This is a genomic window from Rothia nasimurium (genome assembly GCF_928382285.1).
Classification (GTDB): Bacteria; Actinomycetota; Actinomycetes; order Actinomycetales; family Micrococcaceae; genus Rothia; species Rothia nasimurium_E.
Genome location: NZ_CAKMSS010000001.1, coordinates 538,580 through 564,150, shown reverse-complemented (window position 1 = coordinate 564,150; position 25,571 = coordinate 538,580). Strand labels below are relative to the sequence as shown.

The window sequence follows — 25,571 nt, the reverse complement described above, 5'->3', positions numbered from 1 at the left end:
GATACTAGAAAGAGCTATCTAATATTAATATATTGGATTTAAAAACCTTAACTTCCCTGCTGCATAATAAAATTTAGTTACATTTAAAGTTTTACCGTCTATAAGTTTAATCCTAAGCGACTGAGATGACAGATGATCATTTGTTTCGTGACATTATTAATAATGTCAGTAAATATCCCGATTGCGATCTTGAAGACAACGATAGAGATCTCGCTTTAAGTGAAGTTCGGGTTTCTGAGTACTCAACGTTCAATTCGATACTAGAAAATTGGTTGAGAAGTAACCTTGATAAACCGCAGAGTAAAGATGTAAATAGCATTCTCTATAAAATTGCCCACTTAAATCTTGGATCGATAGATGTTTTAAGTAAAAGCAATAAATTAATGCTCCTGGACTTATACAAGCAGGTAGATTCTAAAGAGATGCCATTTGTTACTACAATTTTGCAATTAGTAATACAATTAATTGAAAAACAAAAGATATCTCCCAGGAATTTTGTTTGGGCTCTTAGCAAATTCTGTGTAGGCTACATCTATGATACAGAAAATAAAAACGTATTTAACTGTAGCAATTCAAATGAAAACAGAGGGGAGTGTCGGGATCTTAACTCTTTGCCAGATTTATGGAGAAAGTATAGTGAATTCACCTACGAATATTGGAAGCACTACCGCCATATACTGCCGCTCCAGGATTCTCTTAATATTATTTATCTTATTGCAAAAACAAATATAAACATTTATACTTTAGACTCTAAAGAACTTAGTAGAGTAATCGATTATGTAGAAGCTTTTATTAACTATTACCATGCAAATTTTGATGCAATGGGATACTTCCAACCGGTAATTGACCTTCTGCTTGATTTTTACCATGTAATTCCGTTTGGTGGAATCAATTATACAGATAAGAAAATCCTTCAGCTTTTTGAAAAGTTATTTAAAATTTTAGGGCGCTCCGCTAGAGAGGGAATCGCTTTAAAGCCCTTATTTTTCAGAACTTTCTATAAGTTTTCCTACGCATATATAAAAAATTGTGGAATGAAAGAAATATGCGAGAAGTATAGTAGGGAAATAAATAAACAGGCAAAATCACTTGAATTTCAATCTGAGACTGATGAAATTGAATATTTAATAGCTAAATATCTATACTATTCTTGTATTCGTTCAAAACAGTCAAGCGCAAGGAAGTGTAGGCAGGAAATATTAGGATTGATAAAAAAAATATCAGAAATCAAAGATTTATCCTATAAGAAATATTATGAGGAAAAAATATTAGAACTTATTGGTGATATTTGTTTAGGTGAACTTGAAAATATTGAACTGTTCAAATTTTTGATTGATCAAGCTACGGGTCACGAGGCGAGCCAACAACTATCTGATTTAGAAAACTCTGATTCCTTAGCCCACATTTTGTTTTTAATCGGGGGTAATCATTTTAATTGCCAAGTAGAAAATACTGGTCTAGCTATTATTATCGATAGTAACCAGGAAATAAACTACAAGAAATTAAGCAATTTTACAATAAATAAAATGCTTATTCCTAAGACTAATAATGAGAATATCAGATTCGATTTAATTGACTTGAATTTGTTTTGTAATCGAAACCCTGAAAATTTTGAACATGTTGCAACCAATGTATACAACTACACTTTTAAAGATATAGAAAAATATATTGATAAAAGTTCAATAATCTTGATAACACCTTTAAATGTTTATCCTATTATCCCTTTCCATGCTGCAAAAAATCCAATAAGTAATAAGTTTCTTGCACAGGATCACTCAATAATTTATACGGACTATCCTTCCAAATTTTATGATTATATTCATAAAAAAAATTTATCGGATATTTCATACTTTGCAGGTATCTATTCTGGTATTGAAAATCTTAAAGGAGTTACCAAGGAACTTGAGTATATTGAAGAAGAGCATCAGGAAGTTCAAATTATTGATGAAGTATCAAAATTGTCAGAGTTATCCACTGATTCCTTAGTAATCTCTGGTCATGGGATAGTAGATATTGAAGAAGAGGCGGATGGTTATTATCGATTTAAATACAATAGTGAGGGAGGAAAATTTGATATATTGAAAATAAGTAAAAATTCGGGGCTTAGTGAGTCTTCTCAAAGCTTTATCTTACTGAATACCTGCTTATCTGGTATGCCCGGTGTTAAAAGCCTATTCGATAATAGCAAACCTTCCATTTTTATGAGTCCACCTGGCCAGATTATGGCAAAACGCGGTTTCCAATGTTCAATATACTCTTTCTGGAATCTACATGACGCAATTGGGTATTTATTTATTAAATTTCTACTAAATAATTTAGGGAATATGCCGCTTCATAATATATTTTCAACATTTACTAGTAATTTACTAAACAAGAAACACGATTTTCTTGAAATAGAATCTGATACTTTTCCCCAAATGATTGATAAGTATCCAAAATCTGTTCTTACGCTAGCTATTTATATTTCTTGATAGGAAATTGTATTGAGTATCCTATGCTGGAATTAGATGGCTTTAGTTATAAATAAGAACCTATCTTTTAATCGACTCGGATAAATCTGTATATTTTCTCTATTCAGAAATATATATCAAGTGTGCGACTGTCAGGGTGGATTGGATATTCTATATTTTCAAAAATTGCCGGTAAAACAACATTTTTGGGCAATGGTTTATTTTATCACAATCTTGGATTGGGGTAGGCTTGCGGTTATGATTACAGTGTTCTATTTATGCTCAGTGTGATTTTCACTGACTTCAATATTAATCGAAAGATTTTTGTTCTCACCTTTACTCCTTAGGGATCCTATTACCCCAGCAGTATCGATTCTTTAATATTGATATTCACGCCTATAATCGGGTACTCGCTAACTGGTGAACATTTACAAAAATCACTCATGGAAGGGCTATTAAAATTTATTATTTCACCCTCGATTATGTTTATTTAGTTTCTGCAAGTAATCAACTGAGAATTATTATTGGCAGAAGCTGCGAGGAAACATCGGGATAAAGCCAAAAGTTCCTTGATTTAAGGCAATGTCCATACAAGGGAAAATAGAGGTATCCCAGAATATTATTGTGCTGGGATGCTTGTCGTTTGAGTTTCATTGTTTGTTGTTAATCATTTGTCGGTGGGGCGGGTGAGGGATATAGTAATAGCGGTGAAATCCGAGAGTGTATCAAGCATAAAGGCTAGCGCCTCAAAGGTGTAGCCAGTGTCAACTGAGCTGCTCATAGATAATGATCTCATGGGCGTTGCCGTCACAGAGTAAATGGAGTGGTTACCCCTGCGCGCCACTTTCCGACGGGTACAAAGCGGCAGTTTTAGTCATTGGCTGTATATAAGAAGGGTAAAACTAATCGGGGGCTACGTGACGGCATCTCACAGTCCCGCGATATTAGGAGTTGTTAGAAAGCTAGCTGGTCCGATACCAACATCTGCGTCAGTGACTCCTGAGCCTGCGGCGAATAAATAGGACTGATATAGGTGTTATTTCCCGAGCCACCCTGATACACAGCAATTCCTAGCGCTATACCCTCAGGGGTTGGTTCCCAAGATCCGCTTTCTTTGCTGAGCAGTCCAGCCTGACCCATAGCTTTGTTGAATTGTTGCGCCTTAGTGTTTGAGTTTTCTAGAAGAATATTTTGCTCCTTCCAGACCTTAATGAGCTCTGTAGCAATCAGATAACCTGGCTCATGCCGGTCAACCATTTTAGGTTTTGGTGCCAGAGGGGGAACAAGTGTTGGCTGCGGAACGCTCATTGGGGGTTCAGTCTGCCGGGCCCACGGTGCTTGCTGCACCGGCGTGGGTGCAGATGCTGGCACAGGTGCAGGGGGAGTAGGCTGCGGCGTCCTCTCCTCCTCAAAGCTGACAGGTGCCTCCGATGTCAAACCTTGCGAGCCACCGTTGCCAAACCAGTGCGGGCCAATAACCGCACGCTGGCGCACTAGCCCAAAGACGGGGCCGGTATCCTCCCAGCGTCGCTGGCCACCGAAGACAATAAACAAATCCTTGGCACGGGAAACAGCAACGTTCATTAGCTCAAGAGTGCCGTCCACGAAAGAAGCCTTATCAGAATTATCACCGTATACAGGTGAGAACAGAACAACTTGACGCTCAGCGCCCTGCAAAGTGTGGGCGGTGCCGACGGTTACCTTGTTGGCTAGATCCTCACTCTTCATCCGTAAGGTCTTCCTGACTTCACGTGCTTGAGCCGCAAACGGGGTTACCACAGCAAACAGAGACTTATCTTTTGCAGCATCAGCATCGGGGTTGTAGATGGCACGGAAGTACTCAAAATTACCGATAATCCAGTCAGCAATAGCCTCAGCTTCCTGACTATTCACCCGGCTAGAACCGTTTCGGCGATCCTGGGAATTCTCAACTAACTGGAAAAGGAAAGCCCCCGGGGTTTTGCCCTCAAGCTTGTAGCCCTTGAGGGGACGCGAAGGAACAAGCAAGCCGTCATAGAGCAAATCATTGCAGTACTCGATAATGTCTGTATGGCACCTAAAATGCTCAGACAAGAACAAGCCAGGATAGTTCTTGGCGCTATATACCCAATTCGAAGACTGGGCAGCTGCTAACATCAGGGACGATGAGTGAGAGGAAGTCAGCCCGAATTCCTTCATGGAATCCCAGCGCCAACCCAGCTCATGCGCCTCGGCGATACCCTGATCGGTTTCTGGGTCAAGACTCCACACCGGAGCTAGCTGCTGGACATCGCCAACGACGAGGGCACGCTTTGCAAGAGCAAAAGCGCCAGCACCCACAGAGGTATCAACCTGTCCAGCCTCATCAACAATCAACAGGTCAATACGCTCTATATCGAAGTTATCGGGCTCACCTTGCGGGGCATAGAGCTTAAAGTATCTCGGCACCTGGTAGGCAGTCATCACAAAACAGGGCGTCAAGGAGGCAACCTGCTCCCAGTACCTCACCATTAACTCGGGAGTGTTCTTGAATCGTTCCTTATCAGCAATGAGCTGCTCTTCATCAGTAGCGGAAAGTAGCCACTCAGCCTCGTAGTAGTGTATAGCTAGCCAGAACTCGACATAGCGTAGGGTGATATCAAGTGCCTGGTCAAGTTCTAGAAGGGACCTTGCATTCATCAGCCGAGATACCTGAGCGTCACTAAGAAGTGCAAGGTAGCGAACCTGGCTGATAATCGGTTCAGCTTGCTGTCTGAACTGGTGTAAAGCAAGTTCTTCCTCAGTTACAGCTGCAGCGATTCGGTTGTCGATATTCGAAAGTGCAAGACCGATTTCATCTAGGCGACCCCGGTAAAAATCAACGAAATCTTTTACAGTAGAGAACTCCGCCGCTGGCTCTTGAGGGTCATAGGTGGCGCTGATGATTACTTCAGCTGGCAGGGGAGAGGCTGACTGAGCGCTCCACGCGTCCAGCCTGCTCTGAACGATACTTTGCTCCTGCGAAAGTCTAGCCAGATCTTCTGTGAGCTGGGCACTCGTTGAGTGGACGCGTCGGTCTGCTTCCCGACGGGCATGCAGCAGGGCACGTTTCTGCTCTTCACAGGATTTAAGGAAAGCTGCCAATCCTCGTTGTGCTTGCTCAAGACTGTTGACGGCTGGGAGCGAAAAGGCAGCGTAGTAATCGCTGATCTGCTCTAGGAAATATTGTGTACTTTCCTGTAGGTAAGCCTCTGAGGAATACTCGCTGTAGACACCTTTCTTGGCAGTGTCTTCCAACAGGTAACCCTTAGAACGTGCTTCCTTTGCTTTAGCCTGGGAGGGGCAGTAGGTTGCCAGGCCACCTAGGAAATCTGAAGACGCTGCCCCGTCCTCAGCCTTCAGCAGCCAGCGGTGTTCAAGCACACCCGGATCGTCCTTCGTGACTGACCCGAAGGAATCAATAATGTTGGTAACAGCCTGGTTATTAGTCGACATGCCCACAATCAGAGGTGCCGGCTTAGCCTCTAAAGCATGAGAAACCAGCATGCTCGCAACTACAGATTGAAGCATTGTGGTTTTGCCGGTGCCCGGAGGGCCGCTGACAGCCGTGATATCCCCGTAACCATCGTGTAAGAAAGCGTGTACCGCTCGACGCTGGGACGCCGTCAGCGGGAACTGACCGCTCATACTTCCACAAGCACGTAGGGCAGATTCCAGCAACGTATCAGAATTCGTGTCAATAACATCGGACTGGAAGCTCTGCGGTTTATTAGTCGATAATAGGCGTTCGTACAAGGGGACGCTCAGGTCCGTAGCGTGAAGGAACTGGTACAGGCTAAGGACGTTGGCGTTAGCATTAATTACCGTGCCAGGGGTGACATAACAGTTATCAACGTCAACGACCCACCGAGGGTCAACTCCTACCTGTAAAGCGGGTTCAAACACGCCCTCATACATGCTGGTACTGTAATCGACAACGTCCGCCCAGGTCTCAATCTTTGACGCTAGCTCGCTACCCTTCGTATTGCTCCATCGCCAATAGTTAGCGAGAGTTCCTACCATAAACTCGTGGTCAATGACGCTGGGGGACTGTAGGCGAGAACTCGGAATCCACGGAGCTATCGAGGTGATATCAGCCTGGAGCTCACCCTTGTCGGTTAGCTTTGCGGCGATTAGAGCTAGACCGTTTTTAGTGTCACTCTCAGTATCGGTAAGGGTCACCACCGAGATAATGACGTCGATTGGCTTAGCTTTCTGCGAGCCAGACTGAGTGCGTGGTTTTTTGAAACGCCCTTGGGCATCGGCATCCCAGTCAAAGAGTTCCTGGGTGTCCTCTTCAGAAAGCTTGCCTAATCTGACATCGAGGAAAGGAATGACCTTGTATTTGTTCTGTTGACCGAATGCCTGATCTACAAGGTTTGAACGCTTTTGAACGTCCCTAAAATACCCGGTCAGTTGTTGAGTTACCTGATTCATGGGAACTCCCTCTTAGCTGTGATGGTAATTACTGCTAAGTTTAGTTGAGAAGCATCCTCGATGAGGTGCGCCTGAAGAATTTTGTCTGAAGAGGGTTTTTGCCCCTTGAGTGATGGTATCAATAGCGATACCATAATTTTATGGGTAAGGAAGAAAAGATACTAGCTCAAATGCAAAGTGCACCCCAAAACGTCCGCTATGCAGAGCTGGTCTCTATCTGCGAAAGGTTCTTTGGCCCCGCGCGACAATCTGGCACTTCCCATGCTGTGTTTAAAACACCATGGCAAGGCGACCCCCGCGTCAATATTCAAAACAAAAATGGTTACGCAAAGCCATACCAGGTCAAGCAAGCCCTCCAAGCTATCAACAAACTTAAAGGACAGACCAATGATTGAACACTACACCTACCGTGTTACCTGGTCGCCAGAAGACCAAGAATACATCGCAACCGTACTCGAAATGCCTTCCCTCTCCTGGCTGGAACCCGACGAGCTAGCCGCCCTGAGTGGAATCAAAAAACTCGTCGCTCAGGTAGCTCAAGATATGCACGCCAATGGTGAGGAAATTCCCCAGGCCTTTGCTGACAGAACTTATTCAGGTAATCTCAGTCTGCGCATTCCGCCTGAACTCCACCGACGCGTAGCTATGGAAGCCCAAGAACAAGGGATAAGCCTTAATCGTCTACTCAGTGCGAAAATCGCTGCTTAAACCCAGTTCGCCTCGATCGTAGAACAAGAAAGAACGCCCCACGTATATACAAGGGCACTCTTTTCTTTGTAATCAATTCATCTGGTGGCTACAGGTAAACAAGCATTAGCCGACAGTCGGGGGTAAAAAGGTGTTTCTAGATTGCCAGCAGGGGTGCCACTCCAGCACTCAAAATACTATGCTGTATATACAGTGTATTATTCTTCAGGAGGTTTGTGGTGGCTACTACCAGTATTAGCGTCCGCATGGATGCTCAAACGAAACAAGAAGGCGAAGCTCTCTTTAAGGAGCTTGGGCTCAACATGTCCACCGCGATCAACATGTTCGTCAAGCAGGCTATCCGCGAGAATCGAATCCCCTTTATGGTGGGCGACCCCAAACCCAATGCCGATTCGCTCGAAGCAATTCGGGAAGCAGAAGAATTCTTCGCCAGCGGCCGCAAGGGACGGTTTGCTAACGCAGAAGAGCTCTTCGATGACCTAGGGATTTAATTGAGTCTTGCCGCGGAGTATAGCTCCGCTTTCCAGCGTGATATTAAGCGTCTGAAAAAGAAGCACATGGATATGCGCGCGTTGCGCGAAGTCATCAGCCTAGTGTTGGAAAATACTACAGAAGCTCAACAGGTACTGCGTCAACGGCACCGTATGCATACTCTTAAAGGTGAGTGGCTGGGGAGCCAGGAATGCCATATAGCTAATGCTGGCGACTGGTTATTAATTTGGCGTGAAGATAAAGAAATTGCTTACTTCCAAAGAACCGGAACGCACGATCAGCTATTCAGAAAATAGAAGGGTATTCCGTATAGGCCACCAGGGCGCTCAGTCCTCCCGTAAACCTTGATTTATGCAAAATCTGAGTGAGCACTATGCCTGGCTTTCAGTACAATAGCACTGTGGACACCCCAGAAAACTCAACGATGAGAATCCCCAAGAAGCTCGGCATGAGCTTCCTGATTGGCGTGGGCTGGATAGCGGTGGGCGTGTGGTTCCTCCACAACCCACCGGACTGGAGATACCACCGCACCCTGGCAACTGGAGTGGGGTGTGTAGCCGCTGGAATCTTCACCTTTATCAACTACTACCGGCGCAGGTACGCCCTTATTCTTACGCCCGAAGGGTTCTATAACCACTCAACAGTCCTCGACCACGGTAACCACCTGATTTTGTGGAGCGTCATCGGCGACATTACCGCCGATCAGCAGGGCAAGGAGATCAGGGCGGTCATCGCCGATACCCACGCCTATAATTGGACCCTAACCGGTATCCGCGCATTCACCCGGGTCACGCATGAAGGTGCAGCGAACTCAACCATCGTTATCTCAACTATGGCCATGAAACTACCAGAGGGTATGAGCATAGAAGACCTGGCAGCAGCGATGAGAGACTACCGCGACAAAGCCCTGACCAACTAAACTAGTACTTGTGAAAGCCACACCCGAAACCCTCAAACTGCGGAGCCTCGTTGAAGAGCACCGAGCTGAAATAGATCAAGTATTTGAACAGTACGGTGCAAGTAACCCGCGACTTTTTGGGTCTGTGGCACGTGGGGATGCAGACGAAACGAGCGATATTGATATTATGGTGGACCTGCACGAACCAGACCGTAGAAGACTCATGCGATTAGCGGGAATGTCGCAGACGCTCTGTGAAATTCTTAACGTGTCTGTTGATGTAGTAACACCCGGTATTCTCAGGAACAAGGTATCTGACCTCGCTCTCAAAGAGGCGGTTGCTCTATGAGCCGTCCGATAGAACTTAGACTGATGGACATCCAAGAGGCCATCGACAGCTGTTTCAGATACCAAAAATACCTCGAGGTTTCCGATACTCAAGAAATGGCCCTAGATGCAATCTTGCGGAACCTGGCTATTATCGGGGAAGCGGTAAATCATCTTCCGAAAGCCCTAAAAGACCAGGCTCCAGAGGTAGAGTGGCGGGCAATCGTAGGGTTAAGAAACTTTCTAGTACATCAATACTTCTCAGTATCTGCTGAAGAAATCCACGACATTCTCAATGAGGATTTGAAATCTCTTCGCGCTACAGTTGAATACTTCATCAAAATCGGTGGTCGAGTTGAACCAGATGGGGCACGGTTTCTCCGAGAGCTGTCTATGCAAGAAGACATCACCCTTGATGATGAATACTCCAGTTGAGATCAATGGGCCGAGTAAAAATCTCCATCGTTGAAACCACATCACCCTGGGAAAAGTCCTTGACCAGGCGTCCGTCCTCAAAGGCCCCCAACAGCATAGGGGAGTGGGATAAACCGGATGGGAAGAACGTCAGGTTTTCCAGCGCAGAGCCGGGCTCGGCGGGGCGGCCCGAAATTCGTAGGAAGTAATCAGGGTTCTGGTCATAGAGTGCCTGGACCAAATCAGCCTAGGTGGGCGCGAGCGCCCCAACCTGAATCATGCGGCTCCCGCCACCAGTCGCTCAATAAACCTGACTGCATTATCGCGGGTGCGAGCTATGCGCTCTTCGAGGGACAGGGTCTCGTCCATCTGGCGGATACCCGCCGGCTTTTTCTTGCCCCGCACATAGTCGGTGCAGGCCAGGTTGGAGCATAGGTAGGTGCCGATGGTGTTGCCGCGTCGCCCCGACTCACCCGGCCGGGCCGCCGTATACAGCGAAATCCCCGACCCCGGATGCAAAGTTAGGCAGAACTGGCACATCTGAGCGGCCTTACTCTGGGCCTTAGACTTTTGCAGCAGCACGCCCTGCACCTGCCCTTCGTGTTCCACGACCAGGCAACCCTTGAGCGGGCTTTTTGGGTCGAGCCAGGACAGGAAAATCAGGTCCTCCCAGTTCTGGTCTTTGAGGCTGGGCAGGTTGAGGCGTTTAGCCTCGCCCTTAGAGCAGTTAATAAAAGACGAGCGGACGGCAGCTTCGGTCAGTTCTTGCATACCTGCAAGTTTACCCTTTAATGCGGGAATATCCCGACCCCGCACCCGGTTGAAACAGGTGCACAACACCACTTGAAAGGCCGAATGAACATGACTTCGCCCCTCTTTGAATCCTTTACCCTGCGTTCTATGACCACCCGTAACCGTCTCTGGGTTCCGCCCATGTGCCAGTATTCGGTTGACCAGCAGGACGGTAAGCCAACCGCCTACCATGTGTCCCATTACGGGGCTCTAGCCCGGGGTGGAGCCGGTGCCGTCATCGTCGAAATGACCGGCGTTGAACCCGCCGCCCGCATCAGCCCCTACTGCCTGGGTCTGTGGAGCGATGAACACATCGAAGCCTTCAAGCCCGTCGTCGACGCCATTCACGCCGGGGGAGCTAAGGCAGGTATCCAGATTGCTCACGCCGGGCGGAAGGCATCGACGCCCGGTGAGCTCGTTCCGCACGATGGCGGTTCCCTGGGCGAGGACGAGGGCGGTTGGGTCACGCTGGCCCCGTCCGCTCTTGCCTACCCCGGTATGAAAGAACCGCAGGCCCTGACCGAAGAGAAAATTGACGACCTAGTGCAGGCCTTCGCCGCGGCTGCAGCCCGCGCGGTGGCTGCCGGCTTTGACTTCATTGAGATTCACGGGGCCCACGGCTACCTGATCACCCAGTTCCTCTCGCCCCTCTCTAACCGACGTGAAGATTCCTACGGTGGTTCCCTGGAAAACCGGGCCCGCTTCGCGCGCAGGGTTGCCCGTGCCATGCGCGATGTCATGCCCGCCGAGATGCCCCTGATTGTGCGCCTGTCGGCTACCGAGTTCCTTGACGGCGGTATTACCGTTGAGGAAACCTCACAGGTGGTGCGCTGGCTCGCCGAGGACGGCGTGGACTTTGCCGATATCTCCACCAGCGGTAACTACCCGGCAAAGATTAATGTTTATGCGGGTTACCAGGTTCCAATGGCTGCTCAGGTCAAGCGCGAGAGCGGTCTGCCGGTAGGCGCTGTTGGCATGATCAACTCACCGCGACTTGCCGAGTTCATTGTGGGGTCAGGCCAGGCCGATGTGGTGCTGGTTGGCCGGGAAGCCCTACGCAACCCAGCCTTTGCCCTGCACTGGGCTAACGAACTCAAGGTCGATATCGACTACGTGCCCGCCCAGTACCGCCGGGCCTGGGGCACCCGGCGCTGAACCGGCGTCCTGCCTGCCCTTCGGGATAAACTGAGGGGTATGGTAGAAATTCCCGACTACACCACCGATGATTTTGAGCTACCGGGGGTTCCGGACGCCTTTCAGCGGCTCTGGACCCCCCACCGCCGCGCCTACGTGAAGGGTGGGCAGAAAGACTACACCGAGAACACCTGCCCCTTCTGCGACGCCCCTGACCATGACGACACTGAGTCGCTGATTGTGCACCGCGGTGAGCATGCCTACGTCATTCTCAACCTCTACCCCTATAACCCCGGGCACCTGCTGGTTTGCCCCTATCGGCACATTCCTAACTACGACGATGCAACGCTGGAGGAAACTGCCGAGATTGCTGCCCTGACCCAGAAAGCTATGGGAATCCTGCGGGAGGTGAGCCGCGCAGCCGGCTTCAATATCGGCATGAACCAGGGCAAAGTCGGCGGGGCAGGGGTCGCCGCCCACCTACACCAGCACATCGTGCCCCGCTGGAGCGGCGACACCAACTTCCTGCCCATCGTCGCCGGCACCAAGACGGTCACACAGACCCTGGACGAGATCCGAGACCTACTCAGTACTGCCTGGGATAGTCGAGGGCAGTAGGTAAGCCAACCGCCCGCCGACCCTCTGACATCTCGCGCTGGGGCGCTCGATATCATTCACGCCAGCCCCGTGCCAGCGGGCTTATTGGCTTACCCACCGCCTTCCTAGAACAGCGATTCCTGCACGGACGCCGGGGGAGTGAGTTCCCCGTGTTGGCGGCAGGCCTTGTTGGAGAGTTCTGCGGTGTTGATGAAGAAGGTCTGGTCGGGGTCGCCGAAGTGGGCTGTGAGGAACTTCCCGGTTCCACCGGTGATGTAGAAGCCGTGGGTGCCTTCGGTGAGGGTGGGGTAGCCGGTGAGCGGCTCGGGGTTTTCAGCGCGTAAGGACGCGTAGGCCCGGCTCATCGCGACGGACGGCACCCAGCGGTCTGCGGTGATATCGAAACCGTCGATAGAATCTTGGGCGTCTTCGAGCGCCCAGGTGGCGTTTTCTACGGCCATATAGTGTTCAGATTTGAGGCGCTCTGTGCTGGCGGGGTCGACCCAGGCCTTGTATTTGGTGGATGCCCGTTTGAACTGGGTGAGGTTGGCTTCTTGCGAGACCAGGTCTTCGAGCTGGCGCACGATGATGCCGGTGTCTGCCCGGGCAACGAAAGTAGCTGCTGCGACGGCCTGGTCGTCGAGACGGCGGGGGTTGGAGTGCAGGGAGGCGGTGCCGACCTTGGAAGTGCCGTCGGGGAAGGTTGCGATGTAGAGGTAGTGTTCGAGATTGACGTAGGCCAGGGCTGCCTCGTTCATTCGAGAACCCAGGTGGATACGATGGATGGGCGCGAATTCGTCGCGGGCAAAACAGGAGTCGCACTGCTTGCCCTTGGTGATGATGGTGTGGGCGGGGCAGGGCTCCAGATGAAAGCCAACGTTATCGAGGTTGGCCCGTGAGTAACCGCTGCAGTAGGTGCCGGCGCCGCGGACGTCCGCCGGGATGGCGCTAAGGCCGAGGAAGCTACCCGGGGTAATGGCGATAGTTTCAATCTCACCGCTAGGTTGACCGTCAAGAAGAGGCTCAACTTTAAGGTAGGGAGCCCTGTCGCGCCAGGTGATGTCACGCCAGATAAATTCGGGGAAGGGTACAAGCTGGTTCATGGAAGTAGTCATTACAGGTTCGAAGCATACACAAACCCGGTAAGATAGTCACCATGTCACGACCTGTTGTTCGCCTTGTTGGCCAAGGCATTCGTTATGCGACCAAGTTGCGCGGGGGCGGCTCTGCCTTCCCGGGCTTGGTCATGGAGAAGTTGCACCCTAATTTTGTGGCGGAGGAGCTGGCTAAGCTGCCGCGCGGTGTCGTCGTTGTTTCGGGTACGAACGGTAAGACGACCACTACCAAGATGGTGGTGCAGCTGCTGGAAGCCCAGGGCCTGAAGGTCTTTACCAACCGCACCGGGTCGAACTTCGTGCGGGGTGTGGCTGCTGCTCTGCTGGGTGAGATGAACCTAACGGGTAAGCTGGACGCTGACATCGCGGTACTTGAGCTAGACGAGGCTCACGCGGTGCACTTTGTCCGCAAGGTCAAGCCCAATTACGCGCTGCTGCTCAACGTCCTGCGTGATCAGCTAGATCGCTTCGGTGAGATTGATACGACCCGCCGTATGCTGGCTACGGTTGCCGGTGCCACGACGGGCACCGTGGTGCTCAACCGAGAAGACCCGCGTATTCGTTCTCTTGCTGAGAATATTCAGCCCGGCACCCGGGTGAGCTACTTCGGCCTGTCTGAGAAGCTCCGTGCCCTGTTCCCGTCCGATGACGACCTGCGCACCAGCCCCGAGGGTGCCGAGCGCGCGGACGCCGGCCTTCTGGCACCGGAGCTGCCGGCGGCGTCCGTCCTGCTCAAGGACTTCAAGGGTACCGCCGCCACCTTCGACGTTGCCGGTAAGGAATTAGCGGGCACTATTAACCTCTACGGGGTCTACAACATCTTCAATGCCGCTGCGGCAATGGCCCTGACGCGCGAAGTCATGGGGGATTCCCTCAACGAGACTAAACTTCTGGCTGAACTTGAGCATATCGCCCCGGCTTTTGGCCGCGGTGAAACCCTCAACGTTAACGGCCAGACCCTGCAGCTACTTCTGGTGAAGAACCCCAGCGGGTTCCGTCTGTCGCTGGCATCCGCCGATGCCAAGGACTACGCCACCATGATCACCATCAACGACGCCTACGCCGACGGCCGCGACGTTTCCTGGCTCTGGGACGTTGACTTCCACTCTCTGACCCAGGGCGGCGTCACCATGGTGTCGGGCGTGCGCGCCTACGACATGGCCCTGCGCCTGCAGCACGACGATGTTTATGTAGAAAACATCAACGAGGACCTCGAAGAAGCCCTCGCCACCTTTATTGCCAAGTCAGAGGGGCGCCCCATGCGCATCTTCTGCACCTACACCGCCATGCTGGCCATCCGTAAGGAACTGGCGAAAATCACCGATGTGGAGGAAATCTAATGAGCGATTTTGAGAACGCACCGGTCGAAGTGGGCGAGCAGATTATCACCCAGACCGGCAACAACAAGAGCCTGAAAATTGTGCAGCTCTACCCCAAAGACATGAACATCTACGGGGACTGGGGCAACACCCTGTCGCTTTCCCGCCGGGCCCAGGCCCACGGTTTCACCACCGAAATCGTTGACTATAACCCCGGTGATGAATTCCCGCTCGATGGCGATATCTTTGTGGGTGGCGGCGGCCAGGATTCAGGCCAGTCCGTGATTCAGGACGATTTGCTCGCCAACGCTGAAACCCTGCGCATGCTGGCAGAAGACGGCACCCCCATGCTGGTCATCTGCGGTTTGTACCAGCTCTTCGGTAGAGAGTTCAAAACCGTAGGCGGCGTCACCCTCAACGGTATTCGCGTCTTTGACGCTAAAACCGTCGGCGGCGAAGAACGCCTGATCGGCAACATCGTAGAGGAATCTGAAGAGTTCGGCACCATCATCGGGTTCGAAAACCACTCGGGGCTCACCTATCTCTCCGGCGACACCAAGCCCCTGGCCACCGTCACCAAGGGCGAGGGCAACAACAAGGAAGATTCCGGCGAGGGCGCCCGCGTCCACAACGTCATCGGAACCTACCTGCACGGCTCCCTGCTGCCCAAGAACCCTGCCATCTCGGACTTCCTCATCAAGCAGGCAGCAATCAAGAAGTACGGTGAATTCACCCCCGTCGTTATTGACGACACCCTCGTGGAAAAGGCGCGCGCCTCAGCGTCCGCCCGTCCACGCTAGAATAGTACGAGGTACATCGCGCCCGCCCGCGTGCGGGCGCACCAGACGAACAAGGAGAATCATGTCAGGTCACTCCAAATGGGCCACTACCAAGCACAAGAAGGCTGCCATCGACGCCAAGCGCGCCAAGGCCTTCGCTAAGTACATCAAGGCAATTGAAGTTGCAGCTCGTATGGGTGGCCCCGACCCGGCAGGTAACCCCGCCCTCGACCTTGCAGTCTCAAAGGCCAAGAAGAACTCGGTTCCCAACGACAACGTTGAGCGCGCAATCAAGCGCGGCGCCGGCCTGACCGGTGAAGCCGTTGATTACACCGAAATCATGTACGAGGCCCGCGGCCCCCAGGGTACCGCCCTCTACATCGAGTGTCTGACCGACAACCGCAACCGCGCAGCTGCCGAGGTTCGCACCGCCGTCACCCGCAACGGCGGCACCATGGCAGACTCCGGCTCCGTAGCCTTCCTCTTCGAGCGCAAGGGCGTTGCCGAAGTTGCTAAGACCGAGGGCCTGACCGAGGACGACGTCCTCATGGCAGTGCTCGACGCCGGCGCAGAGGAAGTCATCGACGAAAGCGAGATCTTCACCGTTGTCTCCGAGGCAACCGACCTGCCCGCCATCCGCAAGGCTCTGGAAGAGGCTGAGCTCGAGTACAACAACGACGACCCGGTCTTCCGCCCCACCATGCAGGTAGACCTCGACGCCGAAGGTGCTAAGAAGTTCCTCAAGCTCGCTGACGCCATCGAAGAACTGGACGACGTACAGAACGTCTACTCCAACGCAGACATCAGCGAAGCCGTTATGGCCGAGCTCGAAGCTGAGTAACCAGCAGGGAAAGGAGGAGCGCGTGGCCCCGGCTCACGGCACCTCACACCAGCGCCCGGAACCCGCCCCGCGAGTTCCGGGCGCTGCCCGCATTCTGGGGGTCGACCCGGGTCTCACCAGGTGCGGTTTCGGTTTGGTAGATATGACGGCCAACCGCAAGGCCCACTTCGTCAACGTGGGGGTGGCAGGTACCGCTGCATCGGAGAGCCTGGATGCCCGCATCCTCAAGATTCTGCGCGCCGCAGAAGCCTGGCTCGACACCTACCAGCCCGACGCCCTGGCAATTGAGCGAGTTTTTGCCCAGGAGCAGGTCAATACCGTTATCGGAACTGCCCATGCCTCAGGCGTGGTCATCGCAGCTGCCGCTGCACGCGGTGTGCCGGTGCACTTTCACACCCCCTCAGAGGTTAAGGCGGCAGTCACGGGCTCCGGACGCGCCGACAAGGCCTCGGTGGGGCGCATGGTAACCCGCATTTTAGGGCTTGACACTATGCCCAAGCCGGCGGACGCGGCGGACGCCCTCGCCCTGGCTATCTGCCACGGCTGGCGCGGCGGGGGTATTGGCTCCGGCATCAACATGGCAGCCACCACCCAGACCCACCAGGGCTCCAACCCGGCGGCAGCGCGCCGCAACGCGCAGCTCACCCCCGCCCAGCGCGCCTGGATGGAGGCGGAGGCAAGGGCAAGAAGGTAGATCGCGGTCTAATGATCAGCGGACTCACGCTCGCTGCCGACCCTCTCGCTGGTTCGCTGGCGCTCACAAGCGATTCACGCCAGCCCCGAGCCAGCAGCTTCGCTGTGAGTCCGCTTCTCATATGTGACAGGCAGAAGTAGCTCCCCACCCACCTCTTGTATTAGTACATATATTCGAATAGAATTGGTTTCATGATTAGCTCACTGACCGGTACCGTGACCCATCTGGGGTTGGAGACCGCTGTTATCGACGTTAACGGTTTTGGCATGCTGGTGCATCTCAATGCCCGTACAGCTTCGCAGCTGCGCCTGGGGGAGAAGGCTACGGTTCTGACCACCATGATTGTGCGTGAGGACTCCATGACCCTCTACGGCTTCGCTGAGCCTGCCGAGCGTGAGGTCTTTGACATGATGCTGTCGGTGTCAGGTATCGGCCCGCGCATTGCCCTGGCCGTGCTGGGTGTGCATACCCCGGCCGAGGTTGAGCGTGCTGTAGCAACCGGTGATGATAAGGCTTTCACCAAGGTTCCAGGCATTGGCCCCAAGGGGGCGCGCCGTATCGTCCTGGAGCTTGCTGGCAAGCTGATTTTGGCGGACGGCGCTACCGACCAGCTGCCTATCGACCAGGGCGTGAGCTGGAAGCCCCAGGTGCAGGACGCCTTGACCAGCCTGGGCTGGAACGAGCGGGACGCCGTGAGCGCTATTGAGTCCTTCATTGAGCACAACCCGAAGGCTGAAACCATGGGCGTTGCCGAAGCGCTACGGGCGGTGCTGGCTTCGCTGGGTAACCAGAATACGGTGGGGCGATAGGTAGAGTATGAGCCAGTTCCCTCACGCCGATGGCCAGATTCCCGGCCAGCGCCTGGTTTCGATGGATGAAGAGCCAGAAGAAAAAATGATTGAGGCGGCCCTGCGCCCCAAGTCTCTTGATGACTTTGTGGGGCAGCAGCGCGTGCGTCAGCAGCTGTCGCTGGTGCTTGAGGCATCGAAGATGCGCGGACGCTCGGCCGACCATGTGCTCCTGTCGGGCCCTCCCGGCCTGGGTAAGACTACCCTGGCGATGATTATTGCTGCCGAAATGGACGCCCCCCTGCGTATCACCTCCGGCCCGGCTATTCAGCACTCTGGTGACCTCGCTGCGATTCTCTCCTCCCTGACCCCGGGCGAGGTGCTCTTTCTCGACGAAATTCACCGAATGAGTCGCCCGGCAGAAGAAATGCTCTACATGGCCATGGAAGATTTCCGAGTGGACATCGTGGTGGGTAAGGGGGCCGGTGCCACCTCTATCCCGCTAGAGCTACCGCCCTTCACCCTGGTAGGGGCAACCACCCGTGCGGGTCTGCTGCCCGGGCCCCTGCGTGACCGCTTCGGTTTTACCGGCCACCTAGAGTTTTACTCCGTGACCGAGCTGGAAAGCGTCATCCGCCGGTCGGCTGGTCTGATGGAACTCAACATCAGCCCCGAAGGTTACGCTGAAATCGCGGGCCGCTCCCGCGGTACCCCCCGCATCGCCAACCGTCTTCTGCGGCGCGTGCGTGACTGGGCTCTGGTGAATGGCATTGACCGTATCGAAGCCTCAGCTGCGGCCACAGCCTTGAACATGTATGAGGTCGATGAGCGCGGCCTTGACCGCCTCGATCGCGCGGTGCTTGAAGCTCTGATTACCAAGTTCGGCGGGGGACCGGTAGGCCTTTCTACCCTGGCTATAGCCGTGGGCGAAGAGACGGAAACCGTTGAAACCGTGGCTGAACCCTATCTAGTTCGAGAGGGCTTAATCGGGCGAACACCCCGCGGACGTGTTGCCCTGCCTGCTGCCTGGGAGCACCTGGGACTGGAGGCTCCGGACCTGCCCTAGCGGCTAGGTGCCTGTAATATCAAGGGGCAGCCAGCCAAGGGCAAGGAACTTAGCATAGAATGGGGACTTAGTTTGTTCACCCCCCATCAACCACGTTAAGAGGGATTCTCGTGCAGTCAGGCTCACCCCTGTTTATGCTCCTACTCCTAGGCATCATGATGCTGGTACTCATCGTGCTCCCCGCACGTCGCGCCAAAAAGGCCCAGCAGCAGATTAAAGAACGCCAGGACGCCATGGTGCCAGGTACCCAGGTCATGACCAACTTCGGCCTCTACGGATCGGTAGTCTCCATCGACAAGGAAGCTAACACCGCCCACCTGGAAATCGCTCCCGGCACCGTGGCCAAGGTTCACCTCATGACCGTCACCAGCATCGAGGAAGACACCGCTGCCGCGCCGGTAGCCGACGCCGAGCGTCCTGTCATCCAGGGTGAAGTCGCAGACGATCCCAAAAACTAAACCACAGCTTAGGGTGCGCTACCTCTCAACCTAGAGGTGGCGCGCTTTTTCACGTTTCACGAACCCACTCACCTGAAGGGGTACCGATGGCTCAACCATCCCACGTCACCAAAGCCAGAGGCGCACTTGCCTCGATGGCCCTGGTGTTGCTCTTACTGGCCGGAGGTATCTTCGGCACGACCTTTGCCGGGGGCACCTGGCTTCCCAAACTGGCCCTAGATCTCTCTGGCGGCACCCAGCTCATTCTCTCGCCCGAGACCAACGATTCCTCTGGCGAGGCTATTACCGCTGAACAGCTCGATCAGGCTGTTGAAATTATCCGCCAGCGCGTCGATGGCGCGGGCGTGGCGGAAGCAGAAGTCACCACCCAGTCGGGCCAGAACGTCGTGGTTTCTGTACCCGGCACTCTGAGCTCCGAAACCCGTAACCTGATTCAGACCTCGGCGCAGATGAGCTTCCGCGCCGTCATTAACGCCGGTGCCCCCCAAGCGGTTGCAGCGGACGCCGCTGCAGCCGAGGACGCCCTGCCCTCACCGACCGCTGAACCCACCGACGGGTCGGACTACAACTGGGTTACTGGCGACCTCTGGCGCCAGTACGAGCAGCTGGACTGCACCGTACCCGCCAACGTCGATACCTCTAACCAGGACCCCAACTCCGCCATTGTCGCCTGTGCCTCAGACGGAAGTGAGAAGTACATCCTGGGCCCCATCGAAATCGAGGGTACCGATATCGACACAGCCTCCTACTCCCAGGTGGCTAGCTCAACCGGTTACGCGACCGGCCAGTGGGGCGTGAACATCGTCTTCAACGAGGCTGCTACCCAGACCTTTAAGGACGTCACCACCCGCCTGAACGCTATTCGCGGCACCAACGCGTCCGACCCCCGCGCCCGGTTCGCCATCATGCTGGACGGCCAGGTGCTCTCTTCCCCCGTCACCCAGGCAGTGATTACCAACGGCCAGCCCCAAATCACCGGTAACTTTACCGAAGAAGAGGCGGCCAACCTGGCTGAGCAGCTCAAATACGGTGCCCTGCCCATTAGCTTCACTATCCAGTCGGAGCAGCAGATTTCTGCAACCCTGGGTGCTGACCAGCTAAAGATGGGCCTGATCGCCGGTCTGATTGGCCTGCTGCTGGTATTTATCTACTCCCTCTTCCAGTACCGCCTGGTGGGCCTGGTCAATATCACCTCGATTATCGTGGCTGGCCTGCTCTCCTACGGGGTGATTGTGCTGTTGGGTCACCTGATGAACTACCGCCTGTCTCTGGCAGGTGTGGCCGGTCTGATTGTGTCAATCGGCCTGATGGCAGACTCCTTTATCGTTTACTTTGAACGTATTCGCGATGAGATTCGTGCCGGCCGCACCATCCCTGCCGCTATCGACCACGGTTGGCTGCGCGCCAAGCGCACCATCATGGCTTCCAAGGCCGTGAACCTGCTGGCAGCGGTGGTTCTCTACTTCGCCTCGGTTGGTAACGTGCGCGGCTTTGCCTTCACCCTGGGTCTCACCGCTATTTCAGACCTGATCATCACCTTCCTCTTCATCCACCCGCTTATGGTTCTGCTGGGCCGCAAGGACTACTTCCGTAACGGCGGCCGCTTCTCGGGCATGGACCCGGTAGCCCTCGGCTCTACCCCGCTCTACAGGGGTGCGGGGCGCGTCCGCACCCCTGAGGAAGCCGAAGGTTCCCTCTCCCTGGCTGAGCGTAAGCGCCGCGAGCGCCTTGCCGCTGAGGCGGCTGAAGCCGAAGCGGAGCAGGGGAGTGCTGATGCGGAGCCCCTGCCTGCCGCAGATTCCACCACTACCGAGGAGGCCCGCCGTGGCTAATAAACTCGCTCAGTTCGGTAACGAACTGCATTCTGGTCAGCGGTCGTTTGGGTTTGTGCCTAAGCGTCGTTTGTGGCTGACGATTGCCCTGGCTCTGGTTGTGCTGGCGGCCCTGGTGCCGGTGGTGCGCGGTGGCTTCAATCTGGGTATTGAGTTCCGCGGTGGTTCAGAGTTCACCGTGTCGCAGGTGGCCGATGCCGATATTTCTATCGGTCAGCAGGCGATTGCGGACGCCGCCCCCGAGGCGACCGACGTGCGCGTCACTAATATCGCTGCGGGTACCGTACGTGCTCAGATGAGTGAGCTGACCGACGATGAGACTCTGGCTGTGGGTCAGGCCCTGCAGTCAGCCTACGGCGTGAGCTCTGACCAGGTGACCTCGTCCTTCGTAGGCCCCACCTGGGGTGCCGGGGTGACCCAGCAGGCTCTGGTGGGTCTGGTCTGGTTTATTCTGTTGGTGATGATCGGTATGGCCCTGTACTTCCGTACCTGGAAGATGTCGGTCTCGGCAATTGCTGGCCTGATCTTTACCATCGTGACTACCGTGGGCCTGTACGCTCTTATCGGTTTTGAGATTACCCCCAGTGCGATTATCGGCTTCCTGACCGTGCTGAGCTACTCTCTCTACGATACCGTGGTGGTTTTCGATAAGATTCGTGAGAACACCGAGGGGCTAGAGAAGCGCCGCGACACCACCTTCGCTGAGCAGGTGAACTTGGCGGTTAACCAGACCCTGGTGCGCTCTATCAACACCTCGATTGTGGGTATTTTGCCGGTGGGCTCGATTCTCTTTATCGGCGCCCTACTCTTGGGGGCGGGCACCCTCAAGGACCTCTCCCTGGCCCTCTTCGTCGGTATCATCATCGGTACCCTGGGCACCCTCTTTGTAGCGGCTCCTACCTACGCTGCCCTGCGCCTGGGCGAGAAGGGCGTGCGTGAGCATACCGAGCTCGTCCGCCGTGCCCGCCAGGGGCAGGTAGAAGAGGGCGAGGAGCGCGAGGACGCCGTCGCGCAGCAGGATGCCCCGGTGATGGTCACCGTGCATTCGGTAAACCTCGATAGCAAGTAGACCAAACAGCTAGGTGTTTTACCCTAGAAACGGGAGTGGACGAGAGTCCGCTCCCGTTTTTATTACACACAGTGTGGAATTAATCTAAGATAGTCCCACACGAATATTTCAGTTTGAGGGGGAATTGGGCATGAGCCGGTCAGAAGAGAGCAGCCAGAAGGATTCTCGCACAGAGGGTAAGCGGCCGGTTCGCGGGTCGCACCGGGTCATGTCTGCTTCGGGGCGTGTGCCAACCCGCCTGGTATTTGGGCGTGAGCAGCAAGAGGGCCCCGCCCCGCGTTTTTCCCCGGTACTGGCACCGGTGATTCGCACCGTCAAGAAGTACCACCCCGACGAAGACCTTGAGGTGCTGCAGCGGGCCTTCCAGGTCGCTAACCACTACCACCGGGGGCAGAAGCGCAAGAGCGGGGACCCCTACATCACCCACCCGGTAGCCGTAACGACCATCCTGGCTGAGATAGGTGCTACCGGCCCCGTGCTGGTCGCTGGTCTGTTGCACGATACGGTCGAAGATACCGAGTACACCCAGGAGCAGCTCACCGCTGATTTCGGTACCGAGGTCGCCTATCTGGTTGATGGCGTCACCAAGCTTGATAAGGTCAGCTACGGCGATAACGCCCCCATCGAGACAATTCGCAAGCTGGTTATCTCTATGTCGCAGGACGTTCGCGTGCTGCTCATCAAACTGGCTGACCGCCTGCACAATGCCCGTACCTGGCGGTTTGTCTCCGGTGCCTCCGCGGCGCGTAAGGCCGAAGAGACCCTGCAGATCTATGCCCCACTGGCCCACCGCCTGGGCCTGAACACCATCAAGTGGGAGCTGGAAGACCTCTCCTTTGCCGCTATGAGCCCCGATATCTACGCCGAGATTGTGCGGATGGTGGGCGAGCGTACCCCTAAGCTCGAAAAGTACCTGGCCGAGGCCCGCGTGACGATTGAGGATCGCCTGGCCCAGGTAGGTATTGAGGCCACCGTAACGGGCCGCCCCAAGCACTACTACTCCATTCATCAGAAGATGAAGACCAAGGGTAAGAGCTTCGACGATATCAACGATATTCTGGCCGTGCGCATCATGGTCGAGGACGAGAACGATTGCTACACCGCCCTGGGGCACGTGATGTCCCTGTGGATGGCGGTTCCTGGGCGCTTCAAGGACTACATCAAGCAGCCCAAGCACAACCACTACCAGTCACTGCACATGACGGTGCACGGGCCCGGCGGCCTGCCCCTAGAAATCCAGATCCGCACCTACAAGATGCACGAAGAGGCTGAGTACGGTGTGGCTGCCCACTGGCGGTACAAGGCTGCCTCCCGCGGTGAAAAGGTAGACCTTTCACCCAAGGAACCTAGCACCCAGACCGCTGCCTTCAACATCGGCATTTTGCAGTCGATTTCTGAGATTTCGAACTCCAACCCCGAGTCTGAGCAATTCTACCAGCAGCTGTCTGAGCGGCTTGAGACCGATGAGATTGTGGTGCTGACTCCGCAGGGTAAGCCTATTAGCCTGCCGGTGGGCTCAACCCCGGTTGACTTTGCCTACGCTATCCACACCGAGGTGGGGGACCGCACCATTGGCGCTAAAGTCAACGGCAAGCTGGTGCCCCTGCACACCGAGCTCGAGACCGCCTCAACGGTTGAGATTCAGACAACCAAGGATGAGAACCACGCCCCGAGTGAGGACTGGCTCAAGTTCGTGCGCACCAGCAAGGCGCGCACCAAGATTCGCCAACACTACGCCAAGGGCCGCCGTATTGAGGCCATGAACCGGGGCAAGGAGCGCGTGGTCAAGGCTATGCGCCAGCACGAGCTGCCCCTGACCAAGATGATGACCCCTGAGCTCATGCTGCAGGTAGCCCAGGACCTTCACAAGCACGACGTTGCTACTCTCTACCACGCTGTGGGCGAGAACGAGGTGGAGACCCAGGCCGTCATTACCTCCCTGGTGAACCTCTACTATGGCGAGGACGATGTCGATCAGACCGTTGAAATCGATAGCTTCGATGCGTCCCTGGTGTCTAACCGCCGCACGGTGGGCGATGATAACGGCGTTGTGGTTCCCGGTGCTGAGGGTATCTTGACCAAGATCGCCCGCTGCTGCACCCCCGTACCGCCCGACGAAATCGTCGGTATCGTCACCCGCTTGCAGGGTATTTCGGTGCACCGTACTGACTGCCCCAACGTGCTAAGCCAGGCCGATGATCCCCGCCAGACCGCGGTGGAATGGGCTTCCCACGGTAACTCCGTCTATCGGGTATCGATTCAGGTGGAGGGCATCGACCGTAAGGCCCTGCTCTCAGACACCATCCGGGTTATTTCTGAGGCCGGTTGCAATATCGTGGACGCCAAGGTTCACACCAGCGACGAACGGTTTGTGGTCAACCGCTACACCGTAGAGCTCTCTGACCGCTTCATGATGGAGCACCTGCTGAACCAGATTCGCAACGTCCCCGGCATCTATAATGCCTACCGCCTGACCGGCTCGCGTCCGCTCATGAACCAGCAGGGCTAGACCCCGGCTATTTCTGCCGCCTCAAGCTGGTGGGCCAGGTGCTGGGCCCTGAGCAGGGCTGTAGCTTTAAGGCTCATCTGCTCCCGGGCACTCTGGAGCAGAAGCTCAGGAGTAACACTGTTCTGGCTATCGAGCAGGATTGCTTTGACGATAGCCAGGTCGCCCTCATCGACCGAGTGGGTAATGATGTCCAGTGCGGTTTTCAGCGGCGTGGTGAGACGGATCGGCCCGATGGTCATGGTGTCGTAGGGGCGAAGCTGGGCCTGATGGGTGGCAAAGTCTGCCCGGTAGGAGCGGGGGAGGTTACACCGGTTATCGCGGTCGTAGTCTACATGCAGTCGCCCTTCGGGTAACTCGGGCAGGTAGCCCAACACCCAGGCTGCGGTGGTTCGGCTATAGCGAATCCGATGGTGGTAGCCTGCCGGGGTAAGTAAACCCAGGCTGGCTGCCCGCATAAGTGGGGTGGGCTCGTCCTGCGGTTCCCGGTAGATGCCGTGATGAAAGTGCACCAGCTCGCGCTCCTTGAGGAAGGCCCGCCACTGAGCTGCGGGGAGCCCCGTGGTCTGCTGGCTATACAGGCGGACGAGCGCCGGTAACTCCCGCGATTCAGGCTGCTTGTGCTCTGCCCGGGCAGGCTGAAAAGAACTGCTGTCGTGGGCGATCACCTGCAGAGAGTTGTGGGGGCTGGGCCTTCCCGGGGCGAGGGGGAAGGGGAGCTCTGAGAGAGCACCGAGTGAGTTGAGATGTTCCATGCCTACGTTTTAGCACATCAACGCAGGATGCACGATAAAAAGTTGCCAGGCTGTGGATAACTTTCCCGCCTAAAATTACTTATCCACAAAAATCCCCCGTCTA

The 25,571-nt window shown here is 54.6% G+C and carries 23 protein-coding genes; 19 read left to right on the top strand and 4 right to left on the bottom strand.

The window, feature by feature from the left end; all coding sequences use genetic code 11:
* Window positions 1-125 precede the first annotated feature (125 nt).
* The gene (locus tag L6758_RS02395) at window positions 126-2,471 is read left to right on the top strand and encodes a hypothetical protein (protein WP_237205289.1); all 2,346 of its coding nucleotides are present in this window, start codon (window positions 126-128) and stop codon (window positions 2,469-2,471) included.
* 933 nt (window positions 2,472-3,404) lie between these two features.
* Here L6758_RS02395 and L6758_RS02390 read toward each other — a convergent pair.
* Complete coding sequence (locus L6758_RS02390; protein ID WP_237205288.1) at window positions 3,405-6,884, bottom strand: AAA domain-containing protein; 3,480 nt, start codon at window positions 6,882-6,884, stop codon at window positions 3,405-3,407.
* Between the two features lie 387 nt (window positions 6,885-7,271).
* Here L6758_RS02390 and L6758_RS02385 point away from each other — a divergent pair, with 387 nt between their 5' ends.
* From L6758_RS02385 to L6758_RS02360, 6 genes are all read left to right on the top strand, one after another.
* A complete protein-coding gene (locus L6758_RS02385; protein ID WP_135012356.1) occupies window positions 7,272-7,592 on the top strand; it encodes a type II toxin-antitoxin system HicB family antitoxin in 321 nt (106 codons plus the stop codon).
* A gap of 218 nt (window positions 7,593-7,810) precedes the next feature.
* Window positions 7,811-8,083, top strand: a complete 273-nt coding sequence (locus L6758_RS02380; RefSeq protein WP_237185758.1) for a type II toxin-antitoxin system RelB/DinJ family antitoxin — start codon at window positions 7,811-7,813, stop codon at window positions 8,081-8,083.
* A complete protein-coding gene (locus L6758_RS02375; protein ID WP_237188272.1) occupies window positions 8,084-8,380 on the top strand; it encodes a type II toxin-antitoxin system RelE/ParE family toxin in 297 nt (98 codons plus the stop codon).
* 152 nt (window positions 8,381-8,532) lie between these two features.
* Window positions 8,533-9,003 (top strand): hypothetical protein, encoded by a 471-nt coding sequence (locus tag L6758_RS02370; protein ID WP_237218604.1) that lies wholly within the window; start codon window positions 8,533-8,535, stop codon window positions 9,001-9,003.
* A gap of 10 nt (window positions 9,004-9,013) precedes the next feature.
* Entirely contained in the window at window positions 9,014-9,331 is a 318-nt protein-coding gene (locus L6758_RS10975; RefSeq protein ID WP_237234063.1) for a nucleotidyltransferase family protein, read from the top strand.
* Window positions 9,328-9,744: a HepT-like ribonuclease domain-containing protein gene (locus L6758_RS02360; protein WP_237211783.1), complete on the top strand. Its 417-nt coding sequence runs from the start codon at window positions 9,328-9,330 to the stop codon at window positions 9,742-9,744. The genes L6758_RS10975 and L6758_RS02360 overlap by 4 nt, the downstream gene beginning before the upstream one ends.
* A gap of 255 nt (window positions 9,745-9,999) precedes the next feature.
* Here L6758_RS02360 and L6758_RS02355 read toward each other — a convergent pair whose 3' ends face one another.
* Window positions 10,000-10,494 carry an FBP domain-containing protein gene (locus tag L6758_RS02355; protein WP_237205285.1) on the bottom strand — a complete coding sequence of 165 codons (495 nt, stop codon included), beginning with the start codon at window positions 10,492-10,494 and terminating at the stop codon, window positions 10,000-10,002.
* Window positions 10,495-10,584: 90 nt separating this feature from the next.
* Between L6758_RS02355 and L6758_RS02350 the strand changes: the two genes are divergently transcribed.
* Both L6758_RS02350 and L6758_RS02345 read left to right on the top strand, forming a co-directional pair.
* A complete protein-coding gene (locus tag L6758_RS02350; protein WP_237205284.1) occupies window positions 10,585-11,670 on the top strand; it encodes an NADH:flavin oxidoreductase/NADH oxidase in 1,086 nt (361 codons plus the stop codon).
* A 39-nt stretch (window positions 11,671-11,709) separates the two neighbouring features.
* Window positions 11,710-12,267 (top strand): HIT family protein, encoded by a 558-nt coding sequence (locus L6758_RS02345; RefSeq protein ID WP_237205283.1) that lies wholly within the window; start codon window positions 11,710-11,712, stop codon window positions 12,265-12,267.
* Window positions 12,268-12,371: 104 nt separating this feature from the next.
* Here L6758_RS02345 and L6758_RS02340 read toward each other — a convergent pair whose 3' ends face one another.
* Entirely contained in the window at window positions 12,372-13,361 is a 990-nt protein-coding gene (locus tag L6758_RS02340) for a hypothetical protein (RefSeq protein WP_237199418.1), read from the bottom strand.
* Between the two features lie 32 nt (window positions 13,362-13,393).
* Between L6758_RS02340 and L6758_RS02335 the strand changes: the two genes are divergently transcribed.
* The 10 genes from L6758_RS02335 (at window position 13,394) to L6758_RS02290 (ending at window position 24,716) form a co-directional block, all read left to right on the top strand.
* Window positions 13,394-14,701 carry a Mur ligase family protein gene (locus tag L6758_RS02335; protein ID WP_237205356.1) on the top strand — a complete coding sequence of 436 codons (1,308 nt, stop codon included), beginning with the start codon at window positions 13,394-13,396 and terminating at the stop codon, window positions 14,699-14,701.
* Window positions 14,701-15,480, top strand: coding sequence for a type 1 glutamine amidotransferase (locus L6758_RS02330; protein WP_272878546.1), 780 nt, complete (start codon window positions 14,701-14,703; stop codon window positions 15,478-15,480). Before L6758_RS02335 ends, L6758_RS02330 begins: the two co-directional genes overlap by 1 nt.
* A gap of 61 nt (window positions 15,481-15,541) precedes the next feature.
* Window positions 15,542-16,300: a YebC/PmpR family DNA-binding transcriptional regulator gene (locus tag L6758_RS02325; protein WP_237205282.1), complete on the top strand. Its 759-nt coding sequence runs from the start codon at window positions 15,542-15,544 to the stop codon at window positions 16,298-16,300.
* A gap of 22 nt (window positions 16,301-16,322) precedes the next feature.
* Window positions 16,323-16,994, top strand: a complete 672-nt coding sequence (ruvC, locus tag L6758_RS02320) for a crossover junction endodeoxyribonuclease RuvC (protein WP_237205281.1) — start codon at window positions 16,323-16,325, stop codon at window positions 16,992-16,994.
* A 191-nt stretch (window positions 16,995-17,185) separates the two neighbouring features.
* Window positions 17,186-17,803, top strand: coding sequence for a Holliday junction branch migration protein RuvA (gene ruvA / locus L6758_RS02315; protein WP_237193875.1), 618 nt, complete (start codon window positions 17,186-17,188; stop codon window positions 17,801-17,803).
* Between the two features lie 7 nt (window positions 17,804-17,810).
* The gene (gene ruvB, locus L6758_RS02310) at window positions 17,811-18,848 is read left to right on the top strand and encodes a Holliday junction branch migration DNA helicase RuvB (RefSeq protein WP_237205280.1); all 1,038 of its coding nucleotides are present in this window, start codon (window positions 17,811-17,813) and stop codon (window positions 18,846-18,848) included.
* 110 nt (window positions 18,849-18,958) lie between these two features.
* Complete coding sequence (locus L6758_RS02305) at window positions 18,959-19,306, top strand: preprotein translocase subunit YajC (protein ID WP_237185745.1); 348 nt, start codon at window positions 18,959-18,961, stop codon at window positions 19,304-19,306.
* A gap of 86 nt (window positions 19,307-19,392) precedes the next feature.
* Window positions 19,393-21,138: a protein translocase subunit SecD gene (secD, locus tag L6758_RS02300; protein WP_237205279.1), complete on the top strand. Its 1,746-nt coding sequence runs from the start codon at window positions 19,393-19,395 to the stop codon at window positions 21,136-21,138.
* Complete coding sequence (gene secF, locus L6758_RS02295) at window positions 21,131-22,207, top strand: protein translocase subunit SecF (RefSeq protein WP_237205278.1); 1,077 nt, start codon at window positions 21,131-21,133, stop codon at window positions 22,205-22,207. Before secD ends, secF begins: the two co-directional genes overlap by 8 nt.
* A 130-nt stretch (window positions 22,208-22,337) precedes the next feature.
* Window positions 22,338-24,716, top strand: a complete 2,379-nt coding sequence (locus tag L6758_RS02290) for a RelA/SpoT family protein (RefSeq protein ID WP_237205277.1) — start codon at window positions 22,338-22,340, stop codon at window positions 24,714-24,716.
* Here L6758_RS02290 and L6758_RS02285 read toward each other — a convergent pair.
* Window positions 24,713-25,468, bottom strand: coding sequence for a type IV toxin-antitoxin system AbiEi family antitoxin (locus L6758_RS02285; RefSeq protein WP_237205276.1), 756 nt, complete (start codon window positions 25,466-25,468; stop codon window positions 24,713-24,715). The two genes, L6758_RS02290 and L6758_RS02285, sit on opposite strands and share 4 nt — an antisense overlap.
* Between the last annotated feature and the right edge of the window lie 103 nt (window positions 25,469-25,571).